Source organism: Fusobacterium sp., from assembly GCF_032477075.1.
In the GTDB taxonomy this organism is placed as follows: domain Bacteria; phylum Fusobacteriota; class Fusobacteriia; order Fusobacteriales; family Fusobacteriaceae; genus Fusobacterium_A.
The window spans coordinates 44,873-60,394 of the sequence record NZ_JAWDXO010000015.1 but is presented as its reverse complement, the minus strand read 5'-3'; the positions used below and the strand labels follow the sequence as shown (position 1 = coordinate 60,394).

The following is a 15,522-nucleotide window of genomic DNA, read 5'->3' as shown; positions in this document are numbered from 1 at the left end:
TTCAATCTATTTACTCAGTTTTTTTAACTGATTATTTACACCTATTTATTGTTTGTTGATTTTTTCTTCTCTCTCTATTCTGTTGTTAATGTCCTTTTTATTGTTTTTCTTTTCTGTCCTCTTTTCTCGTGGACAAGGATTATAATATCATAATTAATACTTTCCGTCAACAACTTTTTTCAATTATTTTTAAATATTTTAATTCTATATCCAAAACCTATTGAAAACAAAGGCTTTTTTTAATATTTTTGATAAAATATAATTATTTTTATTCAAAAGATTTTATTTATATAAACATTATATTTACAAAAAAGGATGTTGAAAAGAAATTATATTCCTTTTAAACATCCTCAACATTTTCTATATTTTTTTAGTGTATGTCTTTAACCAATTTTTTTCTTCTTCATTTAAAAATGGAGAAATTTTTTCAAATACCATTTGGTGATAATCATTTAGAAATTCTTTTTCTTCTTCATTTAAAAGTTCTGAAACTACTCCATCTAAATCTAATGGAGCATAAGTCATAGTTTCAAATACCATAAATTGTCCAAAATTTGTTTTTTCAGCATTTCTCACTATCAATTCATTCTCAAGTCTAATTCCATGAGAACCTTGAATATATACTCCTGGCTCATTTGTTACAGTCATTCCTGCTTCTAATACTTGTGGATTATATTGCCATCTTATACTATGAGGTCCTTCGTGTACATTCAAAAGAAATCCTACTCCATGACCTGTCCCACATTTGTAGTCTATTCCTCTTGACCACACTGGTTGTCTAGCTAAAATATCTAAATTTGTTCCTGTAACTCCATACAAAAATTTAATTTTTGAAAGTGACAACATTCCTTTCAATACCAGAGTAAAATGTTCTTTTATTTCATCACCACATTCTCCTAATACAAAAGTTCTAGTTATATCTGTAGTTCCATCTATATACTGTCCTCCAGAATCCACTAAAAGAAGATTTCTTGGTGCAAGTTTACTGTTTGAATCTTTATTTGCGCTGTAATGCATCATTGCTGCATTTGCTTCATATGCTGAAATAGTATTAAAACTTGGTTCTAGATAATCTTCCCATTCTCTTCTAAAAGATTCTAACTTTTCAGCTGCACTTATTTCAGTTATTTCCTGACTTTTAATATTCTTTTTAAGCCAATACATAAATTTTGTGACTGCAACTCCATCTTTTATGTGAGCATTTTTAAGATTCTCTAATTCTATATCATTTTTACAAGCTTTCATAAGAGTACTTGGGTTTGGTTTATCTATTATTTCAGTTCCTGCTGGTATACTGTTATAAATAAGATAATTTACTTTATTTATATCTAAAAGCACTTTATCTTTTTCTGGTATGTTTTTTACTTCTTCATATATAGAAAAATAATCTTTTATCTTGATATTTTTATCAATAAAATATTTTTCAACTTCTTCTGTTATTTTATTTTTATCTATATACAATATAATTTCTTGGATAGAGATCATAGTATATGATAAAGAAACAGGATTATTTTTTATATCTCTTCCTCTTATATTATAAAGCCATGCAATGTCATCAAGAGAAGTCAATATATGCCTGTCTACACTTAAATTTGACATCTTCTCTCTTATCCTCTTAATTTTACTTTCAAAACTTTCTCCACAATATTTCTCATCAAGTATAAATACATTTGATTTAGGAAGAGCTGGTCTGTCACTCCATATTTCATTTACCAAATCATATCTATCTTCTAGCTTTATTTCCTTTTTTCCAAATCCATTTTTTATATCAAGTACATTTTTTACTGATAATACTTTTCCATCAAATCCCAAACATTGACCATCTTTTAAACTTTTTCCTATATATTCAATAAATGTTGGAACATTTTCTTCTCCCATTTTAAAAAGAGTTATTGGACTTTCTTCAAGCTGCTTTTCAGCCTGAATAAAATATCTTCCATCAGTCCAAAGACCAGCTTCATTTTCTGTCACTACTACTGTTCCAGCAGATCCTGTAAAACCTGATATGAATTCTCTTGATTTAAAATGTTCTCCTACATATTCACTTTGATGGTAATCTGAAGATGGAACAATATATATATCTATTCCTTTTTCTTTCATCAATTTCCTCAGTTTAATGATTCTTTCTCTTATGTTGCTCAAAAAATTCACCTCTGTTTAATATATTTTTTATTCAACAGTAACAGACTTTGCAAGATTTCTTGGTTTATCAACATCCAAGCCTTTTGCTACTGCTGTATAATATGACAACAGCTGTAATGGGATCATAGATAATAATGGTGCTACCATATCATCTATATCATCTATAAGTATCACTCTGTCAGATACATCTATTATTTCTTTGTAATCTGCTTTTGTAATAGATATAACAAAAGCTCCTCTTGCCTTTAATTCTTTTATATTAGAAGCTACCTTTTCAACCATATCTTTTTGAGTTGAAACCACTACTATCATAGTTCCTTCTTCAATAAGGGCTATTGGTCCATGCTTTAATTCCCCAGCTGGAAAAGCCTCAGTATGAATATAAGTTATCTCCTTCATTTTTAGAGATCCCTCTCTTGTTATCTTCTCATCTATTCCTCTTCCAATATAAAAACCATTTTTTCTATCTTTTATTTCTTGAGCTATTTTTTCTATCTTCTCCTTATTAAAAAACATTTTTCCTATTTTTTCACTTAAACTATAAATTTTATCTAGATAATTTTCATATTCTTCTAAAGAAACTCTGTTACATTTAAAAGCTACATAAAGGGCAAGTAAATAAAAAGTAACTACTTGTGTTGTATAAGCTTTTGTTGATGCTACTGATATTTCAGGTCCAGCAACTGTATATAGTACAACATCAGCTTCCCTTGAAATAGTTGAGCCAACCACATTTGTTATTGCAAGAGTTTTAGCCCCTTTACTTCTAGCCAATTTTAAAGCCATAAGAGTATCTAAAGTCTCTCCAGATTGACTTATAAATATAACAAGATTATCTTGATTTAAAAATGGATCACTATATCTAAATTCAGAGGCTATGTCCACATTTGTCTTTATTTTTGCCATTTTCTTAAAAAAATATGCTGCTTGTAATCCAGCATGATAAGCTGTTCCACATGCAATTATATCTATCTCTTTAATTTTTTCAAAATCAATTTTTTCAAATGCTTTTCCAAAGTCTACTCTTCCATCTGGTTTTATATAAACTTCCAGAGTTCTCTCTACAACAGCAGGCTGCTCTTCTATTTCTTTCAACATAAAATGAGGATATCCATTTTTGCTTGCTTGCTCCATATCCCATTCAATTTTAATGATTTCTTTTGCTATAGGTTTCCCTTCCTTATTAAAAATACTTACTTTTCCCTCTTCAAGTACAGCTATCTCATCATTTTCCAAAAAAATAACATCTCTTGTATATTTTAGAATAGCTGGAACATCTGATGCTATAAAATTTCTATCTTTTCCTAGTCCTATAATTAAAGGACTCTCTTTTCTAGTACAGATAATTTTATCTGGCTGTTCTTCATGAATTATCCCTAGAGCATAACTCCCCCTTATTCTATCCCTTACTTTCATTATTGTTTCCAATAAATTTCCAGTATAAAGTTGAGAAAAAAGTTGTGCTACTACTTCACTGTCAGTATCTGAAGAAAAAATATACCCTTTTTCTATAAGTTCATCTTTCAATATAGCATAGTTTTCTATTATCCCATTATGAACTACTGCCACTTTTTTATCATAGCTACAGTGAGGATGTGAATTAACATCTGTTGGTACTCCATGAGTTGCCCATCTAGTATGTCCTATTCCTACATTTGAATAATGTCCTGCATCTTTCAGAGATTCTTTAAGATTGTTCAATTTCCCACTCTTTTTCTCTACAAAAAGATGTCCTTTTTCAATAATTGCAAGTCCAGCAGAGTCATACCCTCTGTATTCAAGTTTGCTCAGTCCATCAAGTATCACTTCTACTGCTTTTTCATCATTTCCTACATATCCGATAATTCCACACATATGCAACCTCCTATTTAATTTAAAATGTCCATAGGAGACTTGTTACAGTTACCTCTTTGTTCTATAAGTTACCCTATAGCTTTGTTAGTAACGGTTGTAACCACCTCTGAGAAACCCGCCGAAATTTCGATTATCTCAGTCCTCGTCAACTTTTATTAAAAGTTCTGGCGCTTGTCTTACATTAGTCTCCTTGTCAGATTATTATATTATAAATAAAGAAACTGGTCAACTCTTTTATTGACCAGTTCTCTATAAATATATTCAGATTTCTATTTATCTGTTATTATTTAGCATCTTTAACTTTTTTCAACTCTTCAGCCAATAATGGAGCTATTTTATTAGCATCTCCAACAATTCCTAAATCTGCTACATTAAATATAGGAGCATCTTTATCTTTGTTAATAGCTACTATATATTCAGATTCTTCCATTCCTGCAACGTGTTGAATTGCTCCAGAAATTCCACATGCGAAGTAAATATCAGGTCTAACTGTTTTTCCAGTTTGTCCAACTTGTCTGTCATGTTCAATATAACCAGCATCAACTGCTGCTCTTGAAGCAGATACAGTTGCACCAATTTCTTTAGCTACAGCTTCTAATGCAACAAAATTGTCAGCTGAACCGATTCCTCTTCCTCCAGATACAAGTATTTTAGCTTCAGAAATATCTATTTTATTAGCAGTTTCTTTAACTATTTGAACAACTTTAACTTTCATTTTAGAAATATCTAAAGATACAGATAAGTTTTCTATTTCTCCTTCTCTTCCTTCTATTCTTGGAGCTTTTTGCATTACTCCAGGTCTAACAGTAGACATTTGAGGTCTATGATCAGGACAAACAATTGTTGCCATCAAATTTCCACCAAATGCAGGTCTTGTCATTTCTAATCCTTTAGTTTCTTCTGAAATTTCAAGTTTTGTACAGTCAGCTGTAAGCCCTGTAGCCATTCTTGAAGATACTCTTGGTGCTAAATCTCTTCCTAAAGTAGTTGCTCCAAATAAAACTATTTCAGGTTTTTTAGCATCTATTATAGCTTTAAATACTTGAGTGTAAGCTTCAGTATCATAAACTTCTAATTTAGCTTGGTCTACAACTACAACTTTATCAGCTCCATATTCAACTAGATTTTTTGCTAATCCTGCAACATTATACCCAATCAAAGCAGCTGTTACTGGTACATTTAATACTCCAGCTAATTCTTTAGCTTTTCCAATTAATTCTAAACCAACAGTTTGAATTACCCCATCTCTTTGTTCTGCAAATACTAATATTCCTTTATAATCACTTAAATTCATTATCCTATCTCCTTTTCTTAAGGTTCATTTGTTAAATAACAAATTTTTCTTTTAATTTTTCAACAATTAAATTTACTGCTTCTTTTGTTTCTAATTCAAATACTTTACCAGCTTGTTTAGCTCCTTTAGTAAATGATTTTTTAACTTTAGTAGGTGATCCATTTAATCCAATAATTGCTGGATCTATTGTTATATTATCAAAAGTCCAAGTTTCAACTGGTTTATTAAAGGCTTCAACAATTCCTCCAACTCTCATATATCTAGGCTGGTTAGCTTCTGATAATACAGTAACTAGAGCAGGTAATTGAACATTTACTAAATAATATCCATCTTCCACAACTCTTTTAATTGTTAACGAATTGTCTTCTGTGTTATATTGCATATCTTTTACGTAAGATACTTGAGGTAATCCTAAATGTTCAGCTATTTGTGGTCCAACTTGTGCAGTATCTCCATCAATAGCCTGTCTTCCAGCGATTATTAAGTCAGCTTCCATATTTCTTAAAGCTGCTGCAAGAGTATTAGAAGTAGCTAGAGTATCTGCTCCTCCAAATTTTCTATCTGTTAAAAGGATAGCTCTATCTACACCCATTGCATATGCTTCTCTTAGAATAGCTTCTGCTTGAGGAGGTCCCATTGTTATAACTGTTACATGAGCTCCATATTTATCTTTAAGTTTTAAAGCCTCTTCTAATCCACCTTTATCATCTGGGTTCATAATACTAGGAACTCCATCTCTGATCAGTGTCCCTTTTACTGGATCCAATTTAATCTCAGTTGTATCTGGAACTTGTTTTATACAAACTACTATTTTCATCTTCCATCCTCCATATATTAATTCATATACTTTTTTCTCTATTGGCTAATTATTTTAAAAGATTTCCTGCTATTACCATTCTTTGAACTTCAGAAGTTCCTTCATAGATCTCAGTGATTTTAGCATCTCTCATCATTCTTTCTACTGGATATTCTCTAGTGTATCCATACCCACCATGTAATTGAACTGCTTTAGTTGTAACTTCCATAGCAGTTTCAGCTGCAAATAGTTTAGCTCTAGCTGCATCTACTGTATATGGTAAGTTGTTGCTTTCTCTCCAAGCAGCTTTGTAAACTAGAAGTCTTGAAGCTTCTATTTTAACTTCTAAATCAGCTAATTGGAATTGAGTATTTTGGAATTTTGCAATAGCTCTTCCAAATTGTTTTCTTTCTTTTACATATCCTACAGTTTCATCTAAAGCACCTTGAGCAATTCCCAATGCTTGAGAAGCAATTCCTATTCTTCCTCCATCAAGAGTCATCATAGCAACTTTAAATCCTTTTCCAACTTCTCCTAATAGATTTGATTTAGGTATTCTTACATTTTCAAATATCAATTCACAAGTTGATGATCCTTTAATTCCAAGTTTCTTTTCTTTTTTACCTATAGAGAATCCTGGAGTTCCTGTTTCCAATATGAAAGCTGAAATTCCTTTTAGTCCTTTTGATCTATCTGTCATTCCAAATATTACATATACATCAGCATATCCAGCATTTGTTATGAATATTTTAGATCCATTGATAATCCATTCGTTTGTAGTTTCATCTAAAACTGCAGTAGTTTGTTGTCCAGCAGCATCTGTTCCTGCATTTGGTTCAGTCAATCCAAATGCTCCTAACCATTCTCCGCTTGCTAGCTTTGGAATATATTTTTGTTTTTGCTCTTCAGTACCAAAGTGCAGTATTGGCCAAGTTCCTAGTGAAGTATGAGCAGATACAATAACTCCAGTAGTTCCACAAACTCTCGAAAGTTCTTCTACCGCCATTGCATACATTACATTGTCTCCACCTGCTCCACCATATTGTTTTGGAATAGGGATCCCCATTAATCCGATTTCAGCCATTTTTTTAACTGTTTCAACTGGGAATCTTTCTTCTTCATCTACTTCAGCAGCTAAAGGTTTTACCTCTTTTTCAGCAAATTCTCTTATCATTTGTCTGAAAAGTTCATGTGTCTTAGGTATATTAAATTCCATTATCTTAATCCTCCTACTAGTCTTTGTTATCTAACTATTTTTTCATTATTTTTGCTTGACCTTTTAATACTTCTTTACCATCTTGATTTGTACATGTTGTTAATAATATTACTCTGTTTTTTTCTGGAATCAACTCTATAATCTCAGCAGTTGCTGTGATAGTATCTCCAAAATAAACTGGTGCTGTGAACATCAGTTCCTGCCCCATGTAAATACTCCCCTCACCTGGAAGTTTTGTTCCTAGTACAGCAGATACTAAACCTGCTGTTAGCATTCCATGTGCTATCCTGTGTTTGAAAATAGTTTTTTTTGCATATTCTTCATTTAAATGGGCTGGATTTATATCTAATGTAATACCTGCATAAAGAATAACATCAGCCTCTGTAATTGTTTTTGTAACTTGAGCCTTCATACCTATTTTCAAATCTTCGAAATTCATATCCCCTCCAATCCATCATTCATAAATTTCTTTGATTAATAAAAAAACAGTAGATATATAATATATTTTATTATAGCACTTTTTCAAAAAAAAATTAACCAAATATTTTCAATTCAGTCCTGTTCTGAAATTGTACTATTTCATTTTATATGTATCTAATGCTTTTTTTACATACACACAACCTGTCAATTGTACTCTATTATAAGTTATACCAATATTTTAGCTCAAAGTCAAGAGCTAGGGAACACTTTCTATTTTTTGCTCATTTTTTGCGTTATAATTATTAAAAAATAATCAAATTATAAAAAATTTTCTCCTCTATTTTTCAAACTAAAAATATATATTTAAAGAATATAATTGTCAGATAAAATATTTTATGAACAATGGTCTCTTACTTATTAAAATTATAAGATAAAAATAGTATCAAAATTATAATACTAATCCCATTTTTTCAGCTTTAAATATTTTGCTATCCATAGTTTTCAATTCATTTGAAATCAATGGTTTAAACTCCATTTGTCCTAGTATGTCTCTTTCTATATCTATTCCGGGAGCCACTTCTATTAATGTTAATCCTTCAGGCTTTAATTCAAAAACTGCTCTCTCTGTCACATATTTTACCTTCTTTTTATTTTCTTTTGCTAATTTTCCACTAAACGTAATCTGCTCAACAGCTTTTACAAATTTTTTAATTTTTCCTTCCTGAATTATTTTTAATTTTCCCTCAGCTATATCAAGTTTTAATCCTCCTGCTGTAAATGTTCCACAAAATACAACTTCTTTAGCATTTTGTGTTATATTTATAAAACCACCACATCCTGCTATCTTAGGTCCAAATTTTGATACATTTATGTTTCCATCTCCATCACATTGAGCTAAACCTAAAAATGCCATATCTAATCCACCACCATCATAAAAATCAAATTGATATGGCTGATCTATTATACACACAGGATTTATAGATGCTCCAAAATTAAGTCCTCCCTCTGGAGTTCCTCCTATTGCTCCTGGTTCCACTGTTGGAGTGAAGTATTCTTCTTGTCCTTCTTCATTTAATACAGCAGCTATCACTTCAGGCATTCCTATTCCATAATTTATTATTTTCTTTTCTCTTGAAAGAAGCATTGCACATCTTCTTGATACTACTTTTCTTTCATCTAATGGTACTGATTCTGCTTTTTGTGGCTTATCAGATACAATTCTTGTTACATATTCTGGATTAAAATCTTCAGCCAGTGTTTGTTTATGATTTTCTGGATTTTCAGCAATAACTACATAATCTACTAATATTCCAGGTATTTTTACATTTTTAGGTTGAATTACTCCATTTTCAACTTTTTTCTTAACTTGAACAATTATTGTTCCACCTGCATTTTTTACAGCCATTGCTATTGATAATGTTTCTAATGTTAGCGGTTCTTCTTCAAATGAAATATTTCCATCTTCATCTGATGAAGTTCCTTTTAAGATACCAAAGTTTGGTTTTTGCCCATGAAAAAATAACACTTCTCTCCCATTCAATGTTAATTTTTCAACAATATCTTTAGTAGTAATGCTATTAAGTTTTCCTCCTTGGATTTCTGGATCCACAAATGTTCCTAATCCAACATGTGAAATAGTACCTGGTTTTCCTGCTGCCATATCTCTAAACATCTGAGCAATTACTCCTTGTGGCAGGTTATAACCTTTCATATCATTATTATTTACTAGTTGTGCTAATCCTGGAGCTAACCCCCAATGTCCTCCTATTGCTTTTTTTATCATTCCTTTATGAGCGAAATGATTAAGACCCTTTGTTTTTCCATCACCAAATCCAGCAGCAAACATAAGATCAAGATTCTTTGGTGTTCCCTCTCCCAAAAAAGATTTTTCCATTTCAATAAATATCTCTTCTGGACTTCCTATTCCTACAAAACCACATACCAGTAAAAATGAATCATCTTTTATTAATCTGGCAGCTTGAGATGCTTTAATAAACTCAGCCATTTAACTCACTCCTTTATTTTTACAAAAATACCTATCAGAATATTTTTGCATTCTTTTTTAGAACTAAGTCATGCCATTTCATACATTAAATATGATTCTAATTTGTTAGTAGGATTATAGTGTATTCTTTACAAAAAAGTCAATAGATGTATTCAAAAATAAATAACTAACCTATTATTAAATATTTTTTCTCTATCTAGCGAGAATTTTCTATTTTATAAAAATATGTTATAATACTTGTACTGTGGATAACTTTTATATATTTTTTCTTTTTTCTATTATGAATTTTATTCATATAGTATATGATAAAAAAGTATTTAATTTTATACTACTAAAGAGTGTATACTTTAAATATAAAGAAAACTATGAAAATTGAAATTTCAATTATTTGAAAAGGGGGGGATTCTTATTAATATAAAACTTTTGAATTACTTTGTTGAAATAGCCAGACAGGAAAGTTTTACAAACGCTTCTAAAAAGTTGTATATATGCCAATCAGCTCTAAGCAAAGCTATAAAAACTTTTGAAAGCGAATTAGATATTATACTGATAGACAGAACATCCAAAAGTTTCAAACTGACTCCAGAGGGACAGCTTCTTTATGAAAATGGAATCATTGCTTTGAAAGTCATAAATGAACAGTGCACTAAACTTCAAGATAGCATAAGCTTAGAAAAAGGAAGTATCAAAGTAGGTGTTCCACCAGTAATAAGTACTATATACTTCACTTCAACTATTCAAGAATTTAGAAATATGTATAAAAATATTAATTTAAATGTTATTGAAGCTGGAGCCAATACTGTTAAAGATAAAGTTGAAAAAGGAGAAATAGATATTGGAGTTGTTATTCTTCCCTTTTCTTCCCAAGATTTTAATATAACCTCTGTATTCATGTCAGATAATGTTGTTGTTGTTCATAAAAATCATCCTTTGGCTTCTAAAAAAGAAGTTTCATTTTCAGAAATTAAAGATGAACCTCTTATCATCTTAAACGAAACATACATGCTTCATGACAGAATAAAAGCTCTATGTGCTAAAGCTGGTTTTGAACCAAATATTATCTGCAGCAGTTCACAATGGGATTTTATTGCTGAAATGGTGGCACTTAATCAAGGAATAACCATACTTCCTAGACCAATACTCAGTAAATTCCATTCCAAAAATATTAGACTTTTGACTATTAAAGATCCTGAATTTCCATGGAACATAGCGCTTATTGTGAGAAAAGATAAATATGTATCTAAGGCTATAAAACTTTTTATTGAATTTGTAAAAAATATAGATTTATAATTTCATATTCTCTCTTAATTTCATAGTTTACACTCCTGTATGATTTTTTTTCATAATATAAATGAAATTTTACTATTTTACTTTATCTGTTTATTGAAATATAATTTCAACATAAAACTATCAGATCATTTTGTATATTAATTATAATTTTTGTTCTAATTTGTTGCTATGATTATCAATAACAAGGTAAAAAATAAATTTTAGGAGGGAATATATGCTGGGTATACTTTTAGGTTTATTATTATTAGTTTTTCTTTCATATAAGGGATATTCCATTATATGGGTAGCACCACTTTCAGCTATAGTTGTAGCTATATATGGATTTGGATTCAATGGACAGATTCTATTGGAGTCATATACTGAAAATTATATGGGATCTTTAGCTGGATTTACTAAATCATGGTTTCCATTATTCTTTTTAGGAGCTGTTTTTGGTAAAATGATGGATGTTACTGGAGCTGCTCGTGCAGTTGCTCATCTTCTTGTAAAAGTTGTTGGAGCAAAAAGAGCTCTTCTTGGTGTTGTTGTAAGTTGTGCTGTTCTTACTTATGGTGGAGTAAGTCTTTTCGTTGTAGTATTTGCTATATACCCACTTGCTATATCTCTATTCAGAGAAGCAGATTTACCAAGAAAACTTATCCCTGGTGCTATTGCACTTGGAGCATTTACTTTCACAATGACAGCCTTTCCAGGAAGTCCTCAATTGAACAATATAATTGCTGGGAGATATTTCAATACTACTCCTTACGCAGCCCCTATTATGGGAATAGTTGCTGGATTAATAATGCTTATTTGCGGATATTTATATCTTTACTGGAAACAAGAAAAACTAGTAAAAGCTGGAGAACATTTCATTGAGCCTTCTAGCAATATTAAAGAAGAAGAAGGAGATCTTCCTAATGAGTATCTTTCACTAGTTCCACTAATTACAGTTGTTCTTGTTCTTTATATATTGAGTAAAAAAGTTGGAATGGCTATAACACCAGCAAGTATATTATCTCTTCTATGTGGAAATATTGTTGTTGCTGTACTTAATTTAAAAAAATCTAAATTCTTTATAAAAGCATTAAATGAAGGTGGAAACGGCTCAGTAATAGCAATACTTAATACTGCTGCCGCTGTTGGTTTTGGTGGAGTTGTAAGAGCTGTACCAGGATTTCAAGTTCTTACTGATAAACTTCTTGGAATAGATGCAAGTCCTCTAATTTCAGAAGCTTTAGCTATAACTCTTCTTGCAGGAGCAACTGGTTCTTCTTCAGGTGGTATGGGAATAGCATTAGAAGCTCTTGGACCTCAGTATATGGCTATTGCTGCATCTCAAGGAATAAGTGTTGAAGCTTTCCACAGAATAGCTACAATTGCTTCTGGAGGGTTAGATTCTCTTCCCCATTGTGGAGCTGTTATAACTCTTTTAGCAGTTACAGGTATGACTCATAAGGACTCATACAATGACATTGGAATGGTTACTTGTGTTATTCCTCTAATTGCATTGGCCGCAGCTATAATTTTAGGAATGATGGGAATTGTATAACATAAAATTGAATATAAAACATTAAGTAAAAAGCAGCTGAAAATTATCTTTAAGTTTAATTTCAGCTGCTCTTTTTTTCTCTTCTTAAAATTCTAATTTTAATTTATAATTAAATTTGATATAATGCTATGGGAGGGAAAAACATATTATGATTACTAATGAATTTGAAACTATTATAGATCTTTTAAAAAAGGATATGAAAATAATACAGAGAAGTGACCACTTTGCTTTTTCTCTGGATTCACTTCTTATCTCAGAATTTGCATCTATTACTAAAAACATCAATAATATTGTAGACTTAGGAACTGGAAATGGAGCTATTCCACTTTTTCTTTCTAAAAAAACAAAAGCAAAAATAACTGGAATTGAAATACAGAAGGTGTCAAGTGAACTTGCAGAGAGAAATGTAAAACTTAATAATCTTGAGAAACAAATTACTATTATTAATGATGATATGAAAAATTGGAGAAAATATTTTGTTACTCATACTCTAGATATGGTAGTTTCAAATCCTCCATTTTTCAAATTCAATGGCAATGAAGAACTTTTAAATGATCTTACACAATTAACATTAGCAAGACATGAAATATCTATTACTCTTGACACCCTTATAGAAACTGCTGCTGGATTATTAAAAGACAAAGGATATTTTGTTCTTGTTCACAGAGTTGACAGACTTATTGAAATAATTGAACTTATGAAAAAACACTTTATTGAGCCAAAAAGAATTCAATTCTGCCATTCAAAAACTAATAAAGAAGGCAAAATATTATTGGTGGAAGGAATTAAATATGGGAAAGCTGGGCTTAGAATACTTCCCCCATTATTTACCCATGATAATAATGGACAATATTCTGCTGAAGTTTTAGAAATGTTCAAATAATCTATATTCTCATTCTTGTGGAGGAAAATTTTATGAATGAAAACAAAGTTCTCATATTAGCTAACTTAGTGGGAAAAATAGCATTACAAAGTGGTGCTGAAACTTATAGAGTAGAAGATATAATAAATAGAATATGTCGACACTATGGACTAAATGCCCAGTGTTTTGTTTCAATTACTTGTATTATTACTTCAGTGAGAAATAACAAAGGACAGCTTTTCTGTTCTGTAGAAAGAGTTCCTAACAGAACTACTAACTTAAATAAAGTTCATAATATAAACCAACTAGTAAGGGATATAAAAAAATATTCTTTTGATGAATTCGCGAAAAATATAAGTATAATAGAAAAAGAAGTTCCCTATAAAAAATATATATATTTTTTAGCATACTGTTTTGGAGCTTTTTCTTTTACACTTCTTTTTAAAGGAAAATTTAATGATGCATGTTGTGCTTTTATAAGTGGAGGCCTTATATTTGTTATATCAGATTTTGCTGCAAAACTTCAGTCAAACAGCTTTTTTATAAATACTTTAGGGGGATTTATTTGCACAGTATCTTCTTATCTTTCATATAAAATAGGATTTACAAATACAGTTTCCTACTCTATTATTGGAGCTATTATGCTTCTTGTCCCTGGTATAGCTCTTACAAATGCAATAAGAGATTTAGTAGCTGGAGATCTTCTTTCTGGAATATCTCGTGCTGTTGAAGCTTTTCTTGTAGGGGCAGCTTTAGCCATAGGTACTGGATTTGCATTATTTATCCTTGTAAGATTTGGAGGTATATAAAATGTTATTAGAAATTTTATGGGCAGCTACAAGTACTTTCGCTTTTGGCATTATATTCAATCTTAAAGGAAAAAAATTATTCTGTGCAAGTGCTGGTGGAGCGTTAGGTTGGATTATTTATATCTTTTTTAAATATAATGGAAGTTCTATCCCAGCCTCATTCTTGTATTCTTCAATTGCAATTACCATATATTCTGAAATAATTGCCAGATTTTTAAAGACACCAGTTACATCTACTTTAATAGCTAGTCTCATACCTCTAGTTCCTGGAAGTGGAGTATATTTTACAATGTCCTATCTTGTTGAAAACAAAATAGAAGATGCTGTAGCAAAAGGAACTGAAACTCTTCTTATAACAGCAGCTATTACAGTTGGAATAGTTTTGGTTTCTACTTTTTCTCAAATATATTATAAAATACGAAGATATAATAAAATAAAGAAAAAAATAGATTTTCGTAATTCTATAAAATTAAAAAAACAAATAAATAAATTTTAATAAAAAAGCTCCATGTCAATGGAGCTGATTTATTTAATCTTAATTGTTCATATATTTTATTATAAAGATGCGTAACTGCTTTTTTCATAATAATGCCTATCATTCCCTATAATAAATAAAACTGTTCTATCTTTTATGGAATCTATAACATCTCTTGAAACAGTAGTAGGTATAGCTGGACATCCCTCACTTCTTCCAAGAAATCCATATTTCTCTATAAAATCAGGTTCTGCATAGTCTGCTCCATGAACAACTATATTTCTACTAAGAGCATTTGAATTTATTCCAGCTTCTAATCCCTTTAATCTTAATGAATATCCATTATTTCCAACATATGAATCATTAGTCATATAAAACCCCAATGAACTCATATATGAATTTTTATTATTTGAAAAATTAAGAGCTGAAGTTAATCCAGAATTTTTCCCATGTGTTACATAAGTACTATAAACAACTTTTCTCTTATTAAGATCTAATACAAAAAATCTTTCAACATTTGATGGTTTTGTATAATCAATTATTGTAAGAAGCCCCTCTCTTTTATCTGGTATCTGCATATAACCTTTATATGCTTTTTTAAAAATTGTATACTCAATTTTTTGATTCAAGCTTAAATCACTATACATTTTTTGAATATAACTTTCTTCCAAGTTTCTTTCTGCTCCAAAAGACAAAGTACTAAATAAAGTTAACACTAACAAAACTTTTTTTATCATAACTATACGCTGTCCTCCTAGAAAATTTTTATATATAGAAAGTTTACATTGAAATTATATTTTTTTTCCGTTAAAATGTCAATAGAAATAT

General features: G+C 30.3%; 13 protein-coding genes. 5 read left to right on the top strand and 8 right to left on the bottom strand.

The genetic code is table 11. The features are described from left to right. Window positions 1-360 precede the first annotated feature (360 nt). The 7 genes from E6771_RS08230 to E6771_RS08200 all read right to left on the bottom strand — a co-directional run bounded on the left by E6771_RS08230 (window position 361) and on the right by E6771_RS08200 (window position 9,727). Window positions 361-2,142, bottom strand: coding sequence for an aminopeptidase P family protein (locus tag E6771_RS08230; RefSeq protein WP_316090772.1), 1,782 nt, complete (start codon window positions 2,140-2,142; stop codon window positions 361-363). A gap of 27 nt (window positions 2,143-2,169) precedes the next feature. Continuing rightward, a complete protein-coding gene (glmS, locus tag E6771_RS08225) occupies window positions 2,170-3,996 on the bottom strand; it encodes a glutamine--fructose-6-phosphate transaminase (isomerizing) (protein WP_316090771.1) in 1,827 nt (608 codons plus the stop codon). 283 nt (window positions 3,997-4,279) lie between these two features. Continuing rightward, entirely contained in the window at window positions 4,280-5,290 is a 1,011-nt protein-coding gene (locus E6771_RS08220; RefSeq protein ID WP_316090770.1) for an electron transfer flavoprotein subunit alpha/FixB family protein, read from the bottom strand. A gap of 31 nt (window positions 5,291-5,321) precedes the next feature. Next, window positions 5,322-6,107 (bottom strand): electron transfer flavoprotein subunit beta/FixA family protein, encoded by a 786-nt coding sequence (locus tag E6771_RS08215; RefSeq protein ID WP_316090769.1) that lies wholly within the window; start codon window positions 6,105-6,107, stop codon window positions 5,322-5,324. A gap of 49 nt (window positions 6,108-6,156) precedes the next feature. Further along, entirely contained in the window at window positions 6,157-7,302 is a 1,146-nt protein-coding gene (locus tag E6771_RS08210; protein ID WP_316090768.1) for an acyl-CoA dehydrogenase, read from the bottom strand. Window positions 7,303-7,336: 34 nt separating this feature from the next. Next, complete coding sequence (locus tag E6771_RS08205; RefSeq protein WP_316090767.1) at window positions 7,337-7,741, bottom strand: MaoC family dehydratase; 405 nt, start codon at window positions 7,739-7,741, stop codon at window positions 7,337-7,339. Between the two features lie 429 nt (window positions 7,742-8,170). Further along, on the bottom strand, window positions 8,171-9,727 hold the full coding sequence (locus tag E6771_RS08200; RefSeq protein WP_316090766.1) for an acyl CoA:acetate/3-ketoacid CoA transferase: 1,557 nt from the start codon (window positions 9,725-9,727) through the stop codon (window positions 8,171-8,173). Window positions 9,728-10,150: 423 nt separating this feature from the next. On the opposite strand from E6771_RS08200, the gene E6771_RS08195 reads away from it, so the two are divergent. From E6771_RS08195 to E6771_RS08175, 5 genes are all read left to right on the top strand, one after another. Next, the gene (locus tag E6771_RS08195; protein WP_316090765.1) at window positions 10,151-11,017 is read left to right on the top strand and encodes a LysR family transcriptional regulator; all 867 of its coding nucleotides are present in this window, start codon (window positions 10,151-10,153) and stop codon (window positions 11,015-11,017) included. 214 nt (window positions 11,018-11,231) lie between these two features. After that, entirely contained in the window at window positions 11,232-12,548 is a 1,317-nt protein-coding gene (locus E6771_RS08190; protein WP_316090764.1) for a GntP family permease, read from the top strand. A gap of 148 nt (window positions 12,549-12,696) precedes the next feature. Beyond that, a complete protein-coding gene (locus tag E6771_RS08185; protein WP_316090763.1) occupies window positions 12,697-13,431 on the top strand; it encodes a tRNA1(Val) (adenine(37)-N6)-methyltransferase in 735 nt (244 codons plus the stop codon). A gap of 32 nt (window positions 13,432-13,463) precedes the next feature. Further along, on the top strand, window positions 13,464-14,219 hold the full coding sequence (locus E6771_RS08180) for a threonine/serine exporter family protein (RefSeq protein WP_316090762.1): 756 nt from the start codon (window positions 13,464-13,466) through the stop codon (window positions 14,217-14,219). Between the two features lies 1 nt (window position 14,220). Then, window positions 14,221-14,715, top strand: coding sequence for a threonine/serine exporter family protein (locus tag E6771_RS08175; RefSeq protein ID WP_316090761.1), 495 nt, complete (start codon window positions 14,221-14,223; stop codon window positions 14,713-14,715). 59 nt (window positions 14,716-14,774) lie between these two features. Here the strand turns inward: E6771_RS08175 and E6771_RS08170 are convergent, their stop codons facing one another. Next, the gene (locus tag E6771_RS08170; RefSeq protein ID WP_316090760.1) at window positions 14,775-15,410 is read right to left on the bottom strand and encodes a murein L,D-transpeptidase catalytic domain family protein; all 636 of its coding nucleotides are present in this window, start codon (window positions 15,408-15,410) and stop codon (window positions 14,775-14,777) included. Window positions 15,411-15,522 lie beyond the last annotated feature (112 nt).

Coding starts and splice junctions, on each gene's coding strand:
- glmS (WP_316090771.1), bottom strand. CDS start 3,996: ATGTGTGGAATTATCGGATATGTAGGAAATGATGAAAAAGCAGTAGAA.
- E6771_RS08220 (WP_316090770.1), bottom strand. CDS start 5,290: ATGAATTTAAGTGATTATAAAGGAATATTAGTATTTGCAGAACAAAGA.
- E6771_RS08215 (WP_316090769.1), bottom strand. CDS start 6,107: ATGAAAATAGTAGTTTGTATAAAACAAGTTCCAGATACAACTGAGATT.
- E6771_RS08210 (WP_316090768.1), bottom strand. CDS start 7,302: ATGGAATTTAATATACCTAAGACACATGAACTTTTCAGACAAATGATA.
- E6771_RS08205 (WP_316090767.1), bottom strand. CDS start 7,741: ATGAATTTCGAAGATTTGAAAATAGGTATGAAGGCTCAAGTTACAAAA.
- E6771_RS08200 (WP_316090766.1), bottom strand. CDS start 9,727: ATGGCTGAGTTTATTAAAGCATCTCAAGCTGCCAGATTAATAAAAGAT.
- E6771_RS08190 (WP_316090764.1), top strand. CDS start 11,232: ATGCTGGGTATACTTTTAGGTTTATTATTATTAGTTTTTCTTTCATAT.
- E6771_RS08185 (WP_316090763.1), top strand. CDS start 12,697: ATGATTACTAATGAATTTGAAACTATTATAGATCTTTTAAAAAAGGAT.
- E6771_RS08180 (WP_316090762.1), top strand. CDS start 13,464: ATGAATGAAAACAAAGTTCTCATATTAGCTAACTTAGTGGGAAAAATA.
- E6771_RS08175 (WP_316090761.1), top strand. CDS start 14,221: ATGTTATTAGAAATTTTATGGGCAGCTACAAGTACTTTCGCTTTTGGC.